Genomic DNA, 22,537 nt, shown 5'->3' on the forward strand with positions numbered 1-22,537 from the left:
ATAAGAAGAAACTATGTATACCTTTTCAAACAAACTTAGACTAGGATCTTTCATAGCCATGGGGCTTGGATTTATATTCCTTGTAATTGGTTTTATGTCTGCCCCATCAACCGTGGAAGAAGCCAAGGCCATGGTGGCAGTCCACGATGATGGCCATGGTGGAGGGCATGCAGAGGAAGCTGCCGCTAGCCATGCAGAAGAGCAGGGACATGGTGGTGAGGCCGCTCATGGTGAGGCGCACGATGCTTCCCACGATGAGCATTTGTTGCACCAATTGCAAAACAGACCTTGGTCCGCACTTTACGTAGCAGCCTTCTTTTTCTTTATGATCTCATTGGGTGTATTGGCCTTTTATGCCATCCAACGGGCCGCACAGGCTGGTTGGTCCCCATTGTTGTTCCGAGTTATGGAAGGTATCACAGCGTATCTCGTGCCCGGTGGAATTATTGTATTCGTAATCTTGCTATTGTCGGCACTGCACTTCAACCATATGTTTGTTTGGATGGATGCCGAGACTGTGGCGCACGACGAATTGCTGCAAGGTAAAGCAGGATACTTGAATCCAACCTTCTTTTTGATAAGGGCAGCTATTTTCTTGGGTGGATGGATTTTCTACCGTCAATATTCAAGAAAACTGTCTTTGGCACAGGATGAAGCCGATGACAATAGCAACTTCGTGAAAAACTTTAGATGGTCGGCCGGTTTCTTGGTATTCTACCTAGTTACCGAATCCATGATGTCATGGGATTGGATCATGAGTTTGGATCCACACTGGTTCAGTACCCTTTTCGGATGGTATGTATTTGCCAGTATGTTCGTATCAGGAATCACCGTGATAGCTATGGTAACCGTTTACCTGAAATCAAAAGGATATTTGGAGCAAGTTAATGATAGCCACATCCACGATTTGGCCAAGTTCATGTTCGGTATAAGTATTTTCTGGACATATCTTTGGTTCTCACAGTTTATGTTGATTTGGTATGCCAATATTCCTGAAGAGGTAACCTATTATATCGCACGTTTTGAAGACTACCAGCTACCATTCTTCGGAATGTTGGTAATGAACTTTGTTTTCCCATTGTTGGTGTTGATGAACAGCGACTATAAAAGGGTGAACTGGTTTGTGATCATGACGGGTATCGTAGTACTTTTTGGCCACTATTTGGATATATTCAATATGGTAATGCCTGCAACGGTTGGTGACCAGTGGTTCATTGGTCTTCCAGAGATTGGCGGTATTTTGTTCTTTGGTGGTTTGTTCGTTTTCTGGGTATTCACCGCTTTGACAAAGGCACCTTTACAACCCAAACGAAATCCGTTTATTGAAGAGAGTAGACATTTTCATTATTAATAGAATACGATTTAAGTCTTAGATAGATATAAAGATGACTGCATTATTAACATTTACTGTTTTAGCTCTGGTTGCGATAGCCATTTGGCAAATGACCAAGATTTTTGAATTGTCGCAAACTAAAACAGAACGCACTGAGATAGCTAATGATTCCGATAACAAAAACAACGGCTACCTGTTGTTTGCGTTCTTGATTTTCATCTATGGAATCACCATTTTCAGTTTTGCCAAATATTCCAAGATGCTTTTGCCAGATGCAGCATCAGAACACGGCGGGGATTACGATCAGTTGATGTGGGTCTCCTTTGCCATTATTTTCTTTGTGCAGACCATTACGCAAGCGCTCTTGCACTATTTTGGTTACAAGTACCGCGGACAAAAGGGAAGAAAAGCACTCTTTTTCGCAGACAACGATAGATTGGAGTTTATCTGGACCATCATTCCAGTAATTGTATTGGCGGGTTTGATTCTTTGGGGATTGTATACTTGGACCAATATTATGGATATCAATGAGGACGATGATCCGTTGGTTATCGAGCTCTATGCCCAGCAGTTTAACTGGACAGCCAGATACGGTGGCGAAGACAATGTTCTTGGAGAGGCAAATGTGCGGTTGATTGATATCAACAGAGCCAATGTCCTTGGATTGGATGAGTCCGATCCGAATGCAGAGGACGACATCATTGTAAAGGAACTGCATTTGCCCGTAGGGAGAAAAGTAAATTTTAAAATGAGGTCGCAAGATGTATTGCACTCCGCTTACATGCCGCACTTTAGGGCACAGATGAACTGTGTTCCGGGTATGATTACCCAGTTTTCGTTCACGCCTACGGTGACCACGGAAGAAATGCGTTTGAACCCTGATGTTGTGGATAAGGTAAAAAGGACCAATGCCCTTAGGGCCGAGTGGGCTGCCGAAGGCAGACCGAATAGTGACCCATGGGAGTTCGACTACGTGCTGTTGTGCAATAAGATTTGTGGTAAGTCACACTACAATATGCAGATGAGGATTGTTGTAGAGACCGAGGAAGAGTATAACAAGTGGTTGGCCGAGCAAAAGACCTTTAAGGAAACCGTGATGGTAGATGAAACAGAAGGAGCAGAGGTTGCCGAGAAAGGATCTAGTGCTGGGGAAATGGAAACCGCGTCGGTAGAGTAAAAAACAAAAAAAAAGAAATAACGAAAAATTAATTGGATTATGTCTGAAGCTCATGAAAGTCACCATGATCATCACGATGATCACGGACATCACCATAAGGAAACCTTCATAACGAAATATATTTTCAGTCAAGACCATAAGATGATTGCCAAGCAATATCTTATCACAGGTCTCATTATGGGATTCATCGGAATTGCAATGTCCCTATTATTTCGAATGCAATTGGCATGGCCAGGGGAGTCCTTTGCCATTTTTGAAGCAGTATTGGGCAAATGGGCACCGGATGGGGTAATGGATGCCGATATTTATTTGGCATTGGTTACAATCCACGGTACCCTCATGGTATTCTTTGTGTTAACGGCCGGTTTGAGCGGTACGTTCAGTAACTTATTGATTCCATTGCAGATTGGAGCCAGGGATATGGCATCCGGATTCTTGAATATGGTATCGTACTGGTTGTTTTTCATTTCATCCTTTATTATGATTTGCAGCTTGTTCGTTGAAGCCGGACCCGCTGCAGCTGGATGGACTATTTATCCTCCATTGAGTGCATTGCCTATGGCGCAACCAGGTTCAGGGATGGGTATGACCCTTTGGTTGGTATCCATGGCCATCTTCATCGCATCCTCTTTGTTGGGATCGTTGAACTATATCGTAACGGTAATCAACCTCAGGACCAAAGGAATGTCTATGACCCGTTTGCCATTGACAGTATGGGCGTTTTTTGTAACAGCAATTATCGGTGTGATTTCATTCCCCGTGTTGTTGTCAGCAGCACTATTGTTGATTATGGATAGAAGTTTTGGAACCTCTTTCTTCTTGTCGGATATCTTTATCCAAGGAGAGGTACTGCACTATCAAGGTGGATCACCAGTATTATATGAGCACTTGTTCTGGTTCTTGGGTCACCCAGAGGTATACATTGTATTGTTACCTGCCCTTGGTATTACCTCCGAAGTAATGTCAACAAACGCCAGAAAACCAATTTTCGGATACAGGGCGATGGTCGCCTCAATTTTGGCGATTGCCTTCTTGTCCACCATCGTATGGGGTCACCATATGTTTGTATCGGGTATGAACCCATTCTTGGGCTCGGTATTTACATTCACCACCCTATTGATTGCGATACCATCAGCCGTAAAAGCATTTAACTATATCACCACACTGTGGAAGGGTAACCTCCAGCTGAATCCAGCGATGTTGTTCTCGATTGGACTGGTTTCCACATTCATTACAGGAGGTCTTACAGGGATTATCCTTGGGGATAGTACCTTGGACATCAACGTGCACGATACCTACTTCGTAGTGGCTCACTTCCACTTGGTAATGGGTATATCAGCGCTTTATGGACTTTTCGCAGGGGTATACCATTGGTTCCCCAAAATGTTCCAAGGTCGTATGATGAACAAGAACTTGGGCTATGTACACTTCTGGATAACCGCAGTCTGTGCGTACGGAGTATTCTTCCCGATGCACTTTGTGGGTATGGCAGGGGTGCCACGTCGTTACTACGAGAACACGGCCTTCCCAATGTTCGATGAATTGACCAACGTGCAGGTATTGATGACCGTGTTTGCAATCATAGCAGGTTTGGCACAGTTGGTATTTGTATACAACTTTATCTCCAGTATTTTCTACGGAAAACGAGGACCAGTCAACCCTTGGAGTTCCAATACCTTGGAGTGGACAACACCTCAGGAGCACATCCATGGAAACTGGCCAGGAGAAATTCCTCACGTGTACCGCTGGGCATACGATTACAGTAAAACCTACGAAAATGGGGAGTACATCATTGCAGGGCAGGATTTTGTGCCGCAGAACGTACCACTGCAAGCGAACGAGGAAGAGCTCAACCATTAAGATGTAGATTCATAGATTTTAAAAGGCCCGTTCCATATTGGACGGGCTTTTTTTATGATGATATTTTTTGAAGTGAATTGTATATCTTTAAATGCATTTCCCCCATAAATGAAACGAACTATCATGAAAAAGTTGCTTATTCTATTGTTGATAGCATCTCCACTTTGGATGCAGGCCCAACGTAAACCCAAGATCAAGGGTAGCCGCATTGTCACGCAGGTTAGTGAGGAACTGCCGCCTTTTGATGCCATAGTGCTGAACGATGATCTCGAAATCAATTTAAAAAAGTCATTTGGTCCAGGGTTCCACCTTATAGCAGATGACAACCTGATTGATGTCCTCAAATTTGAGGTACAAGACGGAACCTTGGTCATCAGTTCTTATTATAACATCACTGCCAAGAAGCAACTGGAAATTACAGTCGATTACACCGAACTAACGGCCATCACCGTAAAAAATGGAAGTATGGTCTCCAAGGATGTCATTGAATCCAATGAGCTGTTTGTGGATGGCTTCAACAATGCCAAAATGGATATTAAGGCCAATGCGGCCGTAATGGATATCAATTTGGAAGACACGAGCAGTGGTGATTTTCACACCGAAGTAGATTCTTTGAACATCAATTTGAACAAAAGGGCACAGGCGTATGTGTATGCCCAAATCAATACCGGAACCGTGGATTTGGAGGGGAATGCTTCCCTCGCTATGGAAGGCACATCGGACAAGATACAGATGAATGTTATGGACTACGCCAAGTACAAGGGCGAAACCATGCAGATCAGTTCATGTGCTCTAGAATTGGTAGGAAATGCGAGCGCTCGGGTGTATGCCTTTGGGGATATCAACATTAAATCCACAGGAGATGCCAGTATCTACCTTTATGGCTCCCCAAAAATCACTATTGAAGAGTTTTTGGGAAGACCCCAATTGATTAAAAAGGAAGACTAACCCTGTTGGGCAATGGGCGCGGTTAGGCAATGGTCGGGAATACCGAAGCCGTCCACCAAAACCTCGATATGTGGCCTCAATTCAGTGGATAAACGCTCCACACGTTGGCGTATCGCCTTTGATTTAGTACCGCCAATATAACCTTGCTCCAGATACCATCGTGCATCCGAATTGATTTGGTCCAAAGCATAAAGGCACCCCAATTTCTCCAAAAGTCCTCGATATTTTACATCTGTCACATTTTGATACCGTTCGCAGAAAATAGAATAGGCCAACTCTACGCTATAAGCTTTTCCCAAGGCCAACAAATGGGTCTGCACCTTTAAAAATGCTTGGTAGGATGGTATTCCTTTTTTTATATAGTTACGAATACGCATGGCCAAGGTATAGGTCAATCTTCTCGTACGATAGTCGAACGCATGTTTATGAAACTTTGGATTGTACAGATGCTCTGCATCCACTTTGTTGGAATAAAGAGGATTGATGGCCGTTAATTTGTCCGAAAGTTGCGTCTGTAAAAGTTTGAGGACCGAAGCAAATCCTGCACTGTTGAACTCAGCACGAAAATCGGATAGGATGCCTTTGGCAGCCAACTGAAGGAGTACGGTATTGTCCCCTTCAAAAGTGGTGAAGATATCCACGTCCCCTTTAAGGTCCGCAATGCGATTTTCCAATAGATAGCCTTTTCCACCACAAGCCTCGCGACATTCTTGTATGGTTTCGTTGGCAAACCAAGTGATGATGGACTTCAATCCAGCCACTTGCGTTTCGATGACCCGTTTGTCGGGTTGCGACTCATCGCTGTAGCGCTCCATCATTTCATCCAAGGTAAAGTGGTATACATAGGCACCTGCAATGGCCGGCGTGAGTCTGATCTGATGGGTGGGATAATCCATGATCAGGTCTTCCTGTATTTTAACATTGTCGTTGAACTGCCTGCGGTTCAGGGCATGTTTTACCGCAATGGCAAGAGCCATTTTGCTGCCTCCTAAGGCGCCTCGGGCCACGCATATACGTCCGCCGACCAAGGTCCCCAGCATCGTAAAAAACCGCTTGTTCGGATTCTTAATGGAAGAAAAGTAGGAGCCATCCTCCTTGATTTCTCCGTATTTGTCCAACAAGTTCTCCCTTGGGACCTTCACACTGTTGAACCAAATTTTTCCATTGTCCACCCCGTTCAGCCCCAGTTTATAACCGTTGTCCTCAATGGTTACGCCCTCAAGCAGTTCATGTTGTTCATTTCTAAGCGGCACCAAAATGGCATGGACACCTTCATTTTTTCCATCTACGATCAGTTGGGCGAAAACTGTGGCTATCTTGGAGTGCAACGCATTGCCGATATATTCCTTGTTGTCATTTTTACCAGGTGTCTGAATAATGATGCTATCCGATTCTTTTTCGTAGGTGGCCGTAGTTTTAATGCCCCGTACATTGGAACCGTGACCGGTTTCCGTCATGGCAAAGCATCCCAACAAATTCGTGCTGCCTGCATCCGTCAAATAGCGGTCGTGATGCTTCTTTGTTCCCAGTTTTTGGATACTTCCGCCAAACAACCCAAATTGCACACCGAACTTAACGGCCAAACTGCCATCCACAAACATCAAGTGTTCAAAAATGGCTGCGTACGAAGGCATATCTCCCGTTCCGCCGTAGGCATTAGGGTAGGCCATGGCACCGTAGCCTGCTTCGCCCAATAACTGGACTTGGTGCAACACTCTTTTCCTGAAGACATCCTTATCCCGAAGAATTTTCCAAGTAAAATCAGGTTGGTCCAGAAATCGCCTGAACTCATTTATGACATCCAGATGATTTCCCTTTAAAATATCATCCAGAACTTGGGCTTTATACTCATCGGAAGTTTTTTCGTGCACTACTTCCACATCAAAAAGGTGGTTGTAATGGTTGGGTTGTATCCCCAAATGAACTTCAATGTGCTTTAATTGCTCATTGATATCCTTAGTGCCCACTATTCGTTGGCTGAGCGAAGTAAGGGGGTAGGTATCACTTTCAATGAGCTTTACTTCAGAATGGTCAATGGTAAGCTTCCAGTTCTTGATTTCACCATCCTTTGGCGGCTTATCTTTGATCAACCACTTTTTTAATTGTTGTTTTTGCTTGGCGTTGATGGAATTATCGCGTTCGATGGCATTCTGGACCACGGATACCTCTGAAGCCGAAAGTAGGTCGTCCGACCAAATGACATAAAAAAATGGGATGTATTGTAGAATTCCTTCGGAATAAGTGGTTGTCAACATAGTTGCAGCTTAATAGATTTGTGCCTTTTCTAAGATAAGCCATAGAATCAAAAGAACCCACCCCAAGTGTATTTTTATCAGGATCGTTTTAGGTCGCAGGGTTTTCAGTTATATTTGTTGAAGCATGAACGAGAATCTAGATCCATCCGCAGAAAATTTTTCCCCAGAAGAGCTCGATATTGAGAGAGCTTTGCGCCCCGTCAGTTTTGACGATTTTACGGGTCAGGCACAAGTATTGGAAAACCTAAAGGTGTTTGTGCAAGCGGCCAACCTTAGGGGGGAAGCATTGGACCATACGCTGTTCCATGGTCCTCCTGGATTGGGTAAGACCACCTTGGCCCATATTTTGGCTAATGAACTTGGGGTTAACATTAAAGTGACTTCGGGTCCGGTACTGGATAAACCAGGGGATTTGGCGGGGTTATTGACCAATCTGGATGAACGTGATGTCCTTTTTATTGATGAAATCCATAGGTTGAGCCCCATTGTGGAAGAATATCTGTACTCGGCTATGGAAGATTATAAGATTGATATTATGATCGAGACGGGTCCCAACGCCCGTAGCGTACAGATCAATCTAAGTCCATTTACCTTGATAGGGGCGACTACCCGTTCGGGCTTGCTTACCGCACCGATGAGGGCCCGTTTTGGCATTCAGAGCCGTTTGGAATATTACAACACCGAATTGTTATCTACCATTGTGGAGCGGAGTGCCGAAATATTAAAAGTACCCATCACCACGGATGCGGCCATCGAAATTGCTGGAAGAAGCCGGGGAACCCCCAGAATATGTAACGCCCTGTTGCGAAGGGTACGCGATTTTGCCCAGATTAAAGGGAATGGCAGTATTGACCTTGAAATATCGCAGTTTGGTCTCAAAGCGCTCAATGTGGATGCCCACGGCTTGGATGAAATGGACAACAAGATACTTACCACCATCATTGATAAATTCAAAGGTGGCCCCGTAGGAATCACCACCTTGGCCACGGCAGTGTCCGAAAGTGCCGAGACCTTGGAAGAGGTGTACGAACCTTTTTTGATTCAACAAGGGTTTATCATGCGTACGCCAAGGGGCAGGGAGGTCACCGAACTTGCCTACAAACATCTGGGTAAAATGAAAGGTGGCACACAAGGCGGATTGTTTTGACTTCCTGCGTAACTTTTTTAAATCTTTTCGTAATTTTCTAGCTTGTTCGGTTTTTTGGAGTGATGCACAGGCATTCCCTAAAAGCTGTACAATACCCAAACCTTACTGTATAGACCTACCCAGCATGATTTGAAATGAACCATGGGAAACGCTTCACATGTCGACCCGACGCATTCGGGTGCATCCAGTACCGCTGCCAAACAAATTAAAAAGTTGTGTTGGCAACTGGGCATTGGTATGGTTTTAATGCTTGGATTAGGTTTCTCCATAGTACTTATCGGATTTGGTGATGTACTCCACCCGAAGGGGTATGTGAAGTTACCGGATGATGTCTATTATCTAGACTACAATGTGTATCATCTTTCCAATTCCGACAAAAATCAAAAAATCAAGGAAGGCTTTGAAATTTTCAGGAACACCTCCGCCCACATTGGGCCCAAGCAATCAGATTCCACTCAGGTGTTTGCGGGGAATAACCTGGCTTGTGCCAGTTGCCACTTAAATGGAGGCACAAAGCCCTATGCCGCACCCCTGATAGGAGTGGTCAAAAGATTTCCCCAATATCGGGGACGAGAGGATAAAATGGGAACTATCGAAGAGCGTATCAATGGATGTTTGGAACGTAGCATGAACGGAAGGGTCATGCCTGACGATAGTGAAAAAATGAAATCATTGTTGGCCTATCTGGAATGGTTGGGTAGGGCTGTTCCATCAAACGGAAAAATTGAAGGACAGGGATTTTTGACCATTGAAATCCCCAATAGGGCAGTGGATTTGAACCACGGTGAAACTGTTTTTCAAAACAACTGCGTGGAGTGTCACGGTACGGACGGGCAAGGACAAACCCAAGAGGACGGTAGCTATTTATACCCTCCTTTGTGGGGCAAGGATTCGTATAACAATGGAGCGGGAATGACGCGGGTAATCACCGCAGCACAATTCATCAAGAGCAACATGCCCTACGGTACCACATACGATAATCCGGTTTTGACAGATGAGGAGGCATACGACGTGGCAGGATATATCAATCAAAAGTTGCGACCAACGAAGCCCAATCGGGAAGTGGATTTCCCTGATTTGGTGAAAAAGCCCGTTTCTACACCTTATGGTCCCTATTCCGATGATTTTAGCGAGGAGCAGCACCAATTGGGGCCGTTCCAACCCATTATGGACTATTATCAAGAGGAATACAACATCATCAAAACCAAATAATTTTGGTTCGGGCAGCGTAAAACTATTCCTATCTTCGTGTCATGAGCATCCAAAAACATACCCAACTCATCAAGGCTGAGGCCAAGCGTCTCGGATTTTTGTCGTGTGGTATTTCCAAAGCGGGATTTTTGGAAGAGGAAGCGCCCCGTTTGGAAAAATGGCTCAACCAGAACATGCACGGGGAAATGCAGTACATGGAAAACCATTTTGATAAGCGATTGGACCCCACCAAATTGGTCGAAGGTTCCAAATCGGTGATTTCCCTTTTGCTGAACTACTTTCCTTCGGAACAGCAAAATCCAGACGCCTATAAGATTTCCAAGTACGCCTATGGGACGGATTATCACTATGTGATAAAGGACAAATTGAAAAACCTTCTTCATTTCATTCAAGAAGAAATAGGTGAGGTGCACGGAAGGGCCTTTGTGGATTCAGCTCCGGTTTTGGACAAGGCATGGGCGGCAAAAAGTGGCCTGGGGTGGATCGGGAAAAACAGTAACCTCCTTACCCAGCAAGTAGGCTCCTTTTATTTTGTGGCCGAGCTTATCGTGGACCTGGAATTGGAGTACGATACTCCGGTAACCGACCATTGCGGGACCTGCACGGCCTGTATCGATGCTTGCCCTACCGAAGCCATTGTGCAGCCGTATGTGGTGGACGGCAGTAAATGTATCTCCTACCTGACCATTGAGCTTAAAAATGAAATTCCTTCGGAATTTGATGGCAAATTGGATGACTGGATGTTCGGTTGCGATGTTTGCCAGGATGTGTGTCCTTGGAACCGATTTTCCAAATCGCACAGCGAACCTTTATTTGACCCGAATCCCGATTTGCTTTCCTTTACAAAAAAGGATTGGGAGGAAATTACCGAGGACGTGTTCAAGAAAATCTTTAAGAAATCCGCAGTGAAGCGAACAAAGCTCTCCGGATTAAGGCGTAACATCGACTTTCTAAAAGAATAGCTCCCAAGGTTCAATCAAAATCAAAAAGTAGGCTTTCTGAACGATAAAAAATGCTATATTGAGCAATATTTTTGAAGGATTCACATTTTTTCAAAGGTGATATTGCAGACCAACTAAAGGGATAGTATGATCAAAATCAAAAAGCCCAAACTCAGTTTTTGGCAAATTTTCAACATGAATGTCGGGTTCCTCGGAATCCAATATAGTTTTGGACTCCAGCAAAGTGCCATTAATCCCATTTTCCTCTTTTTGGGTGCAGAAGAGGAACTGTTACCCATTTTAAATATTGCAGGACCTATTACAGGTTTAATCGTCCAGCCCATTATTGGTGCTATATCTGATAAAACATGGTCGCCAAAATGGGGTAGGCGAAAACCGTTTTTCTTGATAGGTGCCCTCATGGGCAGCATCTGTCTGTTCTTGTTTCCATTGAGCCCAGCCCTATGGTTCGCTGTGGGATTATTATGGATTTTGGATGTGGGGAACAATATGGCCATGGAACCCTATCGTGCCTTTGTGGGCGATAAGTTGCCCGAATCACAGTTCAGTATTGGGTATCAAATGCAGAGCCTTTTTGTAGGCGCAGGTATCTTGTTGGCCAATGCCTCCATCTTCCTGTTCCAAGATTGGTTCGGAGGAGGTCAAGAGGTTGAGGGTGCGGTGCCGAAATGGTTGTACTATTCATTTTTTATAGGTTCTTTCCTTTCCATAGCCACTATTTTATGGTCGGTGGCAAAAACCCCCGAAATTCCTCCTACGGATGAGGAGTTGGCAGATATCAACAAACATAAAGCCCTGCCATTTGCCGAACGTTTTAAGGTCCCGTTTGTGGAAATAGCCGATGCGGTAAAGGAGATGCCCAAGTTTATGTGGAAACTCTCCGCTGTATATCTATTTCAGTGGTATGCCCTTTTTGTATATTGGCAATTCATTACGCCCCTATTTAGGGTTTCCTTGGGTTATGACACCTCGGAAGCAGCAGCACAAGCGGCTAAAATGAGTACCACCTATAACGTGGTCACAGCAGTGGTTGCTTTGGTATTGGTGCCGTTGACCATGCGTTTTGGGGGTAAGAAAGTGTACGCGCTCAGTTTATTTGGAACAGCAATCGCATTGTTTTCTATACCCTATATTCAAGATCCGGTATATGTGCTGTTCCCCATGGTACTCTTCGGTATAGGTTGGGCCGCCATGATGGGTATACCGTACAGCATGGTTTCCAAAATTGTGCCCCAAGAACGCAGAGGGGTGTATATGGGTATTCTGAACATGATGATTGTAATCCCAATGGGTATCCAGACCCTATCTTTTGGCCCTATCTTTAAAAATCTTCTGGGTGGAAATTCGGTGAACGCTATGTTGTTTGCAGGAACCTGTTTTGTCATTGCATCGGTTCTTGCCATGCGGCTCAATGTAAAAAAGGCAAAAGAGGAGTATCCGTTGGATGCCTAATCAAATGGGAATGGCCTTGGGCCAGGATTAATTTCAGAATTTTCGATCTAGACCAAAATTGATATTGGGGATATTCCTATAAAACTATGGAATACCCTAACTTTACCCATTCATTTTTTGAATATATGAGCAAGGAAAAGCAAAGACGCGAAGCATTACTGTATCACGCAAAGCCACAACCCGGAAAAATAAAGATTGTACCCACCAAGCCTTATGCCACCCAACGGGATTTGGCATTGGCGTATTCTCCCGGAGTGGCGGAGCCTTGTTTGGAAATCGAAAAGAACAAGGATGATGTTTACAAATACACTGCGAAAGGAAACATCGTTGCGGTTATCTCCAATGGAACCGCTGTTTTAGGATTGGGCAACATAGGTCCAGAAGCATCCAAACCAGTGATGGAGGGTAAAAGTTTGCTTTTCAAGATTTTTGCGGACATTGATGGTATCGACATCGAGCTGGACACTACCGATGTGGAGCAATTCATACAAACCGTAAAGACCATTGCTCCCACCTTTGGCGGCATCAACCTAGAGGACATAAAGGCACCGGAGGCTTTTGAAATAGAACGCCGTTTGAAGGAAGAGCTCGATATTCCCGTAATGCACGATGACCAGCACGGTACCGCGATCATTTCAGCAGCGGCCTTGTTGAATGCTCTGGAAATAGCGGATAAGAAAATGGAGGACGTTAAGATTGTGGTAAGCGGAGCTGGGGCAGCAGCAGTTTCATGTACCCGCTTGTACAAATCCTTCGGAGCTAGAGCGGAGAATATTGTGATGTTGGATAGTAAAGGGGTTATCCGAAAGGACAGGGAAAACCTTTCTTTGGAAAAGGAAGAATTTGCCACACACCGAAAAATAGATACCTTGGAGGACGCCATGAAGGATTCCGACGTATTCATCGGACTTTCCATTGCGGATATTGTCACTCCAGAAATGCTTGAGTCCATGGCGGAGAATCCTATCGTTTTTGCCATGGCCAACCCGAATCCAGAGATCGAATACAATTTGGCGATGGATACCCGAGAAGATATTATCATGGCCACAGGTCGGTCCGATCATCCCAACCAAGTAAATAATGTTTTGGGTTTCCCCTTTATTTTTAGGGGTGCACTCGATGTAAGGGCGACCAAAATCAATGAAGAAATGAAGATGGCCGCGGTACGTGCCTTGGCCGATTTGACCCGTGAACCGGTCCCAGAGCAGGTAAATATCGCTTATGATACCACCCGATTGACTTTCGGCAGGGATTATATCATACCAAAACCCTTTGATCCACGGTTGATTACAACCGTACCTCCAGCCGTAGCCAAAGCTGCCATGGATAGTGGAGTGGCAAGACTGCCCATCCAGGATTGGGACAGGTACGAGGAAGAGCTGTACCAAAGATCGGGCAACGACAACAAAGTGGTCCGACTGCTCCATAACAGGGCCAAAGTCAATCCGAAACGTATTGTTTTCGCCGAAGCGGAGCTTCTGGATGTCATGAAAGCGGCACAGATTGTCCACGATGAAGGAATTGCAACTCCTATTCTATTGGGACATAAGCCAACCATTGAAAAACTTAAGGAGGAGTTGGAGTTCGATGCCGAAGTTCCGATCATTGACCCACGTTCCGATGAATTCAGCGAAATGCGCACGAGGTATGCACTCAAACTCTGGGAGCTCCGAAAGAGAAAGGGCGAAACCAAATACAGTGCCAGGGTAAACATGGGTAAACGCAATTACTTTGGTGCTATGATGCTTAAGGAAGGTGATGCCGATGGTATGATTTCGGGCTATTCGCGCTCGTATCCCAAGGTGCTCCGACCAGTTTTTGAGGTATTGGGGCGGGCCAAGGATGTAAAGAATGCCAGCACGGTCAATATTATGATCACCGATAGGGGACCCTTGTTTTTGGCAGACACCTCCATTAACATAGATCCCAATGCGGAGGAATTGGCAGAAATTGCCCAGATGACTGCCAATGTAGCCCAGACCTTTGGCTTTAACCCGGTCATGGCATTGCTTTCCTATGCCAATTTTGGTTCATCGAGCCATCCAAATGCCCAAAAAGTGAAGGAAGCGGTAAGAATTCTGCACGAAAGGAACCCAGATTTAGTGGTCGATGGCGAAATCCAAACCGATTTTGCATTAGATCCAGAATTGAGTAATAAAAACTTCCCGTTTTCCAAAATATCCGGTAAAAAGGTCAACACCTTGGTGTTTCCCAACCTAGAATCGGCCAACATTACCTATAAATTGTTGAAAGGGCTAAACAACGCCGATTCCATTGGACCGATTATGGTAGGCTTGACCCGTGCAGCACACATCCTGCAATTGGGTGCCAGTGTGGACGAAATGGTGAATATGGCCGCAGTAGCAGTGATAGATGCCCAAGAAAGGGAGAAGCGAAGAAAAGCAAAAATGCAAGGAGAATAACCAAAACCAAATCAACCGCCCATGATTACCCACTTAAGAGGGAAGCTGGTAGAGAAGAATCCAACATATGCCATTGTGGAATGCAATGGAGTCGGGTATTTTTTGCATATTTCATTGCATACCTTTTCTCTACTCAAGGATGAGGAAAATATCTTCATTTATACCGATTTATTGGTCAAGGAAGACTCGCATACCTTGTTCGGTTTTGCCGAAAGAGCCGAGCGCGAGGTGTTCCGTTTGTTGATATCCGTTTCGGGTGTCGGGGCAAGTACCGCACGAACTATGTTGTCCTCCCTGTCCCCATCCGAAGTTAGGGATGCCATTGCCAATGGTGATGTGCCCACAATCCAGTCCATAAAAGGGATTGGAGCCAAAACGGCCCAGCGTGTCATCTTAGACCTTAAGGACAAGATTTTGAAGGTGTACGACATAGGCGAAGTTTCACAACAATCAAACAATACAAATAAAGAAGAAGCGTTATCTGCATTAGAGGTTCTAGGATTTACCAGAAAGCAATCCGAAAAGGTAGTCGACAAGGTAGTTTCCCAAGATGCTTCGTTAAGCGTAGAGAACATTATTAAACTGGCGCTGAAAAATTTGTAACTAGTTTGAAAAAAGGGGCAAAACCAATACTTAAACCAACACGTTTTAAGTACATTTTCTTTGTTGTTTGTTTGCTGTCCGTTTCCATTTTGCTGGGACAGGACACCAATGAACAAGCTCAGGATTCCACGAAAACGGGAGTTGAGCTCGGCCGCCTTATTCTCGAGAATCCAGATAGCATTGTTGCCAAATATACCTACGACCCTAAGACCAACACCTATGTTTACACGGAAAGTGTTGGCGATTTCAATGTGAATTACCCTGTAATCCTTACGCCAGAACAGTACTACGATTTGGTGGAAAAGGAGCAGATGAAAGCCTATTTTAAGCAAAAGGCCGATGCCTATTCCGGCAAAAAAGCGGGAAGTGACGAAGCGCGTAAAAACCTACTGCCCAATTTCTATGTCAACAACAACTTTTTTGAGACCATTTTTGGGGGCAATACCATCGAGGTGATTCCGCAAGGGTCCGTGGCCATGGACCTAGGGATCTTATGGCAAAAAAATGATAACCCGGCGCTTTCGCCCAGAAACCGGACCAACCTTTCTTTTGACTTTGATCAGCGCATCAGTTTGAGTTTGCTTGGGAAAGTGGGGGAACGGCTTCAGGTGACCGCTAATTATGACACAGAGGCCACATTCGATTTCCAGAATTTGGTAAAACTGGACTATACCCCAACGGAGGACGATATCCTTCGGAAAATTGAAGTAGGTAACGTGAACATGCCGCTCAACAGTTCCTTGATCACTGGTGCACAAAGTTTGTTTGGTGTGAAAACACAGCTTCAATTTGGAAGAACTACGGTTACTGCGGTCTTTTCAGAACAACGTTCCCAGAACAATACCGTGGTGGCACAAGGTGGAGGTACGGTAAACGAGTTTGCCCTCACCGCTTTGGATTATGACGAGGACCGTCACTTCTTCCTAGCGCACTATTTTCGTGATAACTACGATAGGGCCTTGGAATTCTATCCCTTTATCCAGACCCAGGTGCAGATTACCCGCTTGGAGGTTTGGGTAACCAACCGTAATCAACAGACGCAAAATGTCAGAAATATAGTGGCCATCCAAGATTTGGGAGAGGCCCTTTCCGATAATACCCGTATCGGTATCAACAACGGCGACCCAGCAGGCTTTTTCAATGGTTCCGCCGTAGCAACAGGGCTTCCACAGAATGCTGCCAACGCTTATGATCCCAATCAAATTGGGAGTGGTGCCTTGACGCCTGCCATACGGGATATCGCCACGGCAGAATCTGGTTTTAATGTTCCTGGGTACAGCGTAAACGAAGGATTTGATTATGCCATTTTGGAAAATGCCCGAAAGCTGGAACCTGGACGGGATTATGAGTTCGATTCCCAATTGGGGTATATCTCGCTTAGCCAAAGTTTGAGCAATGATGAGGTGTTGGGTGTGGCCTTTCAGTACACCTTTGGTGGACAGGTATTCCAAGTGGGGGAATTTGCCAATGGTGGGGTTGACGCCACCACCGTACCGCCCAATTCCAATTTGATAGAAAACAATGCATTGGTATTGAAGTTGCTCAAAAGTAACATTACCAATGTTCAGGATCCCATTTGGGATTTGATGATGAAAAACATTTATTCCACGGGAGCCTATCAATTGAGCCAGGAAGATTTTAAACTCAACATCCTGTATTCCGATCCAACGCCAAGAAACTACATCACCCCTGTTGACCCTAACGCAGGTTGGCCATCCGGGTTGGAAGACCAGATTTTGCTCAACGTTTTCAATTTGGACCGTTTGAACATTTACAACGATGTGCAGGCCGGCGGGGACGGATTTTTTGATTATGTGGAAGGCATTACCGTGGATTCCCAATCGGGCCGGATCATTTTTACCAAAGTGGAACCGTTCGGGGAATACCTTTTTGAACGTTTAGGAGGCGGGGTTTATGATGTAGAGGAAGATCAAGGATACAATCCGAACCAACGAAAATATGTGTTCCGTAACATGTATGCCAAGACCAAGGCGGCCTCGTTACAGGATGCGGAAAAAAACCGCTTCCAGATCAAGGGTCGGTACACCTCACAATCCAATAATGGAATTCCCATTGGGGCGTTCAACGTACCGCAGGGTTCTGTTACCGTTACAGCGGGTGGGCGCCAACTACAGGAAGGTATCGACTACACCGTCAACTATCAGGCAGGAACGGTTCAGCTGTTGGACCCCAGTTTGGAGGCGTCCAACACACCCATCAATATATCGGTGGAGAACAATGCCGTTTTTGGTCAGCAGACCCGACGTTTTGCTGGGGTGAATGTGGAGCACAAGTTCAACGAGAACTTTGTTTTGGGCGGAACCCTCCTCAATTTGAACGAACGTCCTTTGACCCAAAAATCAAACTATGGAATTGAGCCAGTCAACAATACCATTTTTGGACTGAATGGTAACTTTAGCACGGAAATTCCTTTCCTAACCAGATTGGCCAATAAATTACCGAACATTGATACCGATGTACCATCCAATTTATCATTGAGGGGCGAGGTAGCTTTTTTAAGACCCAATTCACCAAAAAATGCCGATTTTAGGGGAGAAACGACCACCTATTTGGATGATTTTGAAGGAGCCCAGGCACTGATTGACATTCGTTCTTCCTTGGGATGGAGCTTGGCGAGCCCGCCGGTGGAATTTATAAATGATAGAACCGGTATCGATGTGGGCTTCGAGCGGGCCAAAATGGCCTGGTACACCATCGACCCCATTTTTTACACGAACCAACGCCCCGCAGGAATGTCCGATAACGATATTTCCTCAAACGCGACCCGTAGAGTTTTTATAGATGAGGTCTTTACCGAAACAGATATTGCCCAGGGACAAACGCAGGTACAGAGCACATTGGACATTGTGTACTACCCTAATCAAAAAGGACCATACAACGCCAACCCAAGTTTTGAAACGGAAACGCCCAGCGCCAAATGGGGTGGTATCATGCGGCCTTTGAGCAGCACCAATTTTGAACAATCCAACGTGGAATTTGTGCAGTTTTGGGTGTTGGACCCCTACATTGACGGGGAAACAACCGATGCCAATGTGGGTGAATTAGTACTTAATTTGGGGAATATCTCCGAGGACATCCTTAAGGATGGCAGGAAACAATACGAAAACGGTTTGCCCGCCAGTACCAATAATGAGATTCCTAGAGAAACCATTTGGGGCCAAGTGCCCTCTACCCAATCTTTGGTGTATGCCTTTGATGCCGATGAAACCAACAGGGCTGCCCAAGACCTTGGTCTGGATGGGTATGATGACACTGCCGAGGCAGCCATCTACAATGGCCCAGCAGAAGACCCGGCCTTGGATAACTATCGCTACTATTTAAATAGGGAAGGTAGCATCTTGGAGCGGTATTTGGATTTCAACAATACGGAAGGAAACTCACCCGTTGCCGTAACCAATACCAATCGAGGTTCCACCACCTTGCCCGATGTGGAGGATATTGACCGCGATTTGACCATGAATACCGTAAACAGTTATTACGAGTATCGTATCCAAATAAAACCCAATACCACTGTTGATGATAAGTACGTGACCGATATCCGCGAAGGTTTGACCCCAACTTTGCCCAACGGGACCCAATTGAACCGAAGATGGATACAGTATAAAATCCCGCTGAGCGACTTCACCGATGCCGTCGGCGGAATCTCCGATTTTAGGTCCATAAGCTTCATGCGGATGTATCTTACCGGCTTTTCGGATGATGTGGTGTTGCGATTTGCCACTTTGGATTTGGTACGCGGTGATTGGAGGACATTCACAAGGTCATTGCAACCCGATGTGGACAACGACCCTTCCGATGATGCAACGGTAACCGATGTAAATACAGTGAATATTGAGGAGAACTTTGGCAGGCAGCCCATACCCTACGTATTGCCTCCAGGTGTTATCCGGGAACAATTGAACAACAACAATACCATCATCCGCCAGAACGAGCAGTCCCTTTCCTTTGTGGTGGAAAATTTGGAGTCCCAAGATTCCCGTGGGGTATTTAAAAATGTCAACATTGATGTTCGCCAGTATGAGCGTTTAAAAATGTTCATGCATGCTGAAAAAATATTCAATACGGATTATTCCGATAGCGATACGCCTTTGGTCGGTTTCTTACGAATAGGTACCGATTTCACGGAAAATTTTTATCAAATAGAGCTTCCGCTTCAGTTTACGCCTTTCGGTTCTACATCGGCTGAGGAAATTTGGCCCGACGTCAATGAGATAGATGTTGCCCTTAGTGATTTGAACAAGGTAAAGTCAAAAGGGATATCCGATCAAACTTTGGATGATATCAATTATTATGAAATTGTGGATGGCGAAGCCGTTCTGGTCGATGAATTTGCGCCACGCACCCTGGGGCGGATTAGGATCGGGATTCGAGGTAATCCGTCGTTGGGAAGCATACGAGGTATGATGGTAGGTGTCAAGAACATTGATGATCTTCCAGCTAGGGGCGAGGTCTGGTTCAACGAATTGCGTTTGGCTGGTCTTCAGAATAGCGGAGGTTGGGCTGCAACGGCCGCACTCGACGCCAATATGGCTGATTTTGCCAACGTTACCGCAACTGGAAGCCGAAGCACTTCAGGTTTTGGCTCCATCGACCAAACCCCGATTGAACGCGCCTTGGAAGATGCCATTTCGTATGACGTGGTGACCAACGTGAACGTAGGCCAATTGTTTCCCAAAAAGTGGAACCTGCAATTGCCATTCAATTATGGAATTTCGGAAACCCTGATTACCCCGGAATTTGACCCGGTATATGACGATTTGCGTTTGGATGATAGGATTGCGGCAGCGGCAACCGCCGAAGAGGCAGAGACCATCAAGGAGCAGGCGGAAGATTATACCAAGCGGACCAGCATCAACCTTATCGGGGTAAGAAAAAATAGGGGAGAGGAAGCCGAGGAGAATTTCTTCGATGTGGAAAACTTTACCTTTAATTATTCCTACAATGAAACCGATCATCGAGATTTTGAGGTAGCTGAACTTAGGGACCAAAACGTCACTACTGGGTTTGTGTACAACCACAACTTTAAACCGGCGCCCGTAGCGCCCTTTGCCAAAAAAGATTCTGTGCTCACGGGCAAGTATTGGCAATGGCTCAAGGATTTGAACTTTAACGCCCTGCCCACAAGTTTGTCCGTAAACGCCAATTATAACCGCTCCTTTAATCAACAGCGATACCGTGATGTATTGGAGCCTGGGGTTGAAGCGTTGGAACTACCTTTGTTGCAGCAACGTAATTATCTCTTCAATTGGCAATATGCCCTTAATTATAGCTTGACCAAATCCTTGCGGTTGAATTTAACCGCATCGAACAATAACATCGTACGGAACTACTTCAATGTGGACGATGATCCCGATTCAGGAATAGACCAAACCTTAGATCTTTGGGATGGATTTTTTGATGTAGGCGAGCCCAACAGGCATGCGCAACAAATGCAGTTGAATTACGAATTGCCATTCAGCAAAATACCGTTCCTCAATTTCATTAACGCACAATACACCTACACCAGTAATTTTGACTGGCAGCGTGGTGGTGATGCATTGCGCGAAGTGGCCAACGAGGACATCAATGTGGTGCAAAACGCAAGTACCCATAGCCTTACGGCCAACATGAGCATGCAGCGACTGTATGACTTTTTGGGACTAAAAAAGCGCGACGGTAAAGTGACCGCCAATCAGGCTAGGGTGCGCAGGGACAAAGCAGGAAATCCCGCCAACGGTGAGGATGACAATGCTCCCAAAAAAACCAACAAAGGCTTCAATACCTTGGTGGATGTGTTGACCATGGTAAAACGGGTCAATGTGAATTACAGTGAAAACCGCGGAACCGTATTGCCCGGATACACCCAATCCATTGGTTTTATTGGGACCACGAGACCTACCTTGGGCTTTGTTTTCGGAAGTCAAGCCGATGTAAGGTTCGAGGCGGCGCGTAATGGATGGTTGACCAATTACCCCGAATACAGCCGTCAGTTTATGCAAAATACCAACAAGCAGCTCAATATCACGGCAACCGCACAGCCCACTCAGGATTTGACCATCGATTTGAATGCGGACAGAAACTTTATGAGCTCCTTGCAGGAAAGCTATAGCCCTGGGGAATGGGCCAATGGACAAGATGGGTTGATCAACGAAATGGGCAACTTCAGTATTTCAACGGTCATGATCGGTACCGTATTCAGGAAGAGCGACGAATTTGATTCGGAAACCTTTGAGCAGTTCAAACAAAATAGGATTACCATTGCCAATAGATTGGTTTCGGATAGGGGCGAAACGCCTGGAACTTTGGATGAGGATGGTTTCCCAGAACGCTACGGCAAAACCCAGCAGGATGTTTTGTTGCCTGCTTTCTTTGCCGCCTATACAGGTCAGGATGTGAACCGGGTAAATATGGATGCTTTTCGAGAAATACCGATTCCCAACTGGAACATCAAGTACACCGGTTTGATGAAGAATCGATGGTTCAAAAAGAAGTTCAAGCGGTTTTCATTGAGCCATGGATATCGGGCTGCCTACAGTGTAAACTCTTTCCAGACGAACTTGGAGCGACAGAATACCACATTTGACCCTGAAAATGGAGACTTGCTTCCAAAAACGCTCATCAACAATGTGGTCCTGACCGATGAGTTCAGTCCTTTGATACGAGTGGATTTTGAAATGCAGAATTCCTTTAGCTTCTTGGGAGAGGTGCGCACCAGCCGAACGTTGTCCCTGAGTTTCGACAACAATCTATTGACCGAAATCAATGGAGATGAATACACCGTAGGATTAGGATATCGTTTTAAGGATGTCAAGTTTGTGACCAATATTGGAGGCGAAAAAACAAGGCTCAAAGGCGACCTGAACCTAAAAGCGGACGTTTCGCTTCGCGATAACATTACCATCATCCGTAACTTGGATATCGATAACAACCAGATTACTTCCGGACAGCGGTTGATGTCCGTAAAGTTCACCGCAGACTACGCTTTGAGTGAAAGTTTGAACGCCCTTTTCTTTTACGATCATGCTTTCTCGGAATTTGCTGTATCCACCGCGTTTCCGCAGACCACCATTAATGCCGGCTTCACCCTGCGGTACAACTTTGGCAACTAATTGCCGGTAGAATCCATTTTTCTCGTATTTTGTGCTCATGTTTGCTTGAAAAGCTT

At 45.4% G+C, this 22,537-nt stretch carries 12 protein-coding genes; 11 read left to right on the forward strand and 1 reads right to left on the reverse strand.

The genetic code is table 11. The annotated features are described in order from the left end of the window. Positions 1–13 precede the first annotated feature (13 nt). The 4 genes from EO130_RS14660 to EO130_RS14675 all read left to right on the forward strand — a co-directional run bounded on the left by EO130_RS14660 (position 14) and on the right by EO130_RS14675 (position 5,318). Positions 14–1,351: a quinol:cytochrome C oxidoreductase gene (locus EO130_RS14660; RefSeq protein WP_127142284.1), complete on the forward strand. Its 1,338-nt coding sequence runs from the start codon at positions 14–16 to the stop codon at positions 1,349–1,351. Between the two features lie 34 nt (positions 1,352–1,385). Further along, a complete protein-coding gene (locus EO130_RS14665) occupies positions 1,386–2,510 on the forward strand; it encodes a cytochrome c oxidase subunit II (RefSeq protein WP_241244372.1) in 1,125 nt (374 codons plus the stop codon). Between the two features lie 39 nt (positions 2,511–2,549). Beyond that, positions 2,550–4,370 (forward strand): cytochrome c oxidase subunit I, encoded by a 1,821-nt coding sequence (locus tag EO130_RS14670; RefSeq protein ID WP_127142285.1) that lies wholly within the window; start codon positions 2,550–2,552, stop codon positions 4,368–4,370. Positions 4,371–4,493: 123 nt separating this feature from the next. Next, positions 4,494–5,318, forward strand: a complete 825-nt coding sequence (locus EO130_RS14675) for a GIN domain-containing protein (RefSeq protein ID WP_164732946.1) — start codon at positions 4,494–4,496, stop codon at positions 5,316–5,318. On the opposite strand, the gene EO130_RS14680 is transcribed toward EO130_RS14675, so the two are convergent. After that, entirely contained in the window at positions 5,315–7,573 is a 2,259-nt protein-coding gene (locus EO130_RS14680) for an acyl-CoA dehydrogenase family protein (protein ID WP_127142287.1), read from the reverse strand. The two genes, EO130_RS14675 and EO130_RS14680, sit on opposite strands and share 4 nt — an antisense overlap. Positions 7,574–7,697: 124 nt before the next feature. On the opposite strand from EO130_RS14680, the gene ruvB reads away from it, so the two are divergent. The 7 genes from ruvB (at position 7,698) to sov (ending at position 22,481) form a co-directional block, all read left to right on the forward strand. Then, positions 7,698–8,720 carry a Holliday junction branch migration DNA helicase RuvB gene (gene ruvB, locus EO130_RS14685; RefSeq protein ID WP_127142288.1) on the forward strand — a complete coding sequence of 341 codons (1,023 nt, stop codon included), beginning with the start codon at positions 7,698–7,700 and terminating at the stop codon, positions 8,718–8,720. 141 nt (positions 8,721–8,861) lie between these two features. Beyond that, positions 8,862–9,932, forward strand: a complete 1,071-nt coding sequence (locus EO130_RS14690; RefSeq protein ID WP_241244373.1) for a c-type cytochrome — start codon at positions 8,862–8,864, stop codon at positions 9,930–9,932. 41 nt (positions 9,933–9,973) lie between these two features. Further along, positions 9,974–10,894, forward strand: a complete 921-nt coding sequence (gene queG / locus EO130_RS14695) for a tRNA epoxyqueuosine(34) reductase QueG (protein ID WP_127142289.1) — start codon at positions 9,974–9,976, stop codon at positions 10,892–10,894. A gap of 126 nt (positions 10,895–11,020) precedes the next feature. Further along, entirely contained in the window at positions 11,021–12,346 is a 1,326-nt protein-coding gene (locus EO130_RS14700) for an MFS transporter (protein WP_417935521.1), read from the forward strand. 125 nt (positions 12,347–12,471) lie between these two features. Beyond that, a complete protein-coding gene (locus EO130_RS14705) occupies positions 12,472–14,769 on the forward strand; it encodes an NADP-dependent malic enzyme (RefSeq protein WP_127142339.1) in 2,298 nt (765 codons plus the stop codon). 21 nt (positions 14,770–14,790) lie between these two features. Further along, the gene (gene ruvA / locus EO130_RS14710) at positions 14,791–15,372 is read left to right on the forward strand and encodes a Holliday junction branch migration protein RuvA (RefSeq protein ID WP_127142290.1); all 582 of its coding nucleotides are present in this window, start codon (positions 14,791–14,793) and stop codon (positions 15,370–15,372) included. A gap of 5 nt (positions 15,373–15,377) precedes the next feature. Further along, positions 15,378–22,481 carry a T9SS outer membrane translocon Sov/SprA gene (gene sov / locus EO130_RS14715; protein ID WP_127142291.1) on the forward strand — a complete coding sequence of 2,368 codons (7,104 nt, stop codon included), beginning with the start codon at positions 15,378–15,380 and terminating at the stop codon, positions 22,479–22,481. Positions 22,482–22,537: the final 56 nt, after the last annotated feature.

Origin of the sequence: Flagellimonas marinaquae, assembly GCF_003992675.1 — a bacterium.
Lineage (GTDB): Bacteria > Bacteroidota > Bacteroidia > Flavobacteriales > Flavobacteriaceae > Flagellimonas > Flagellimonas marinaquae.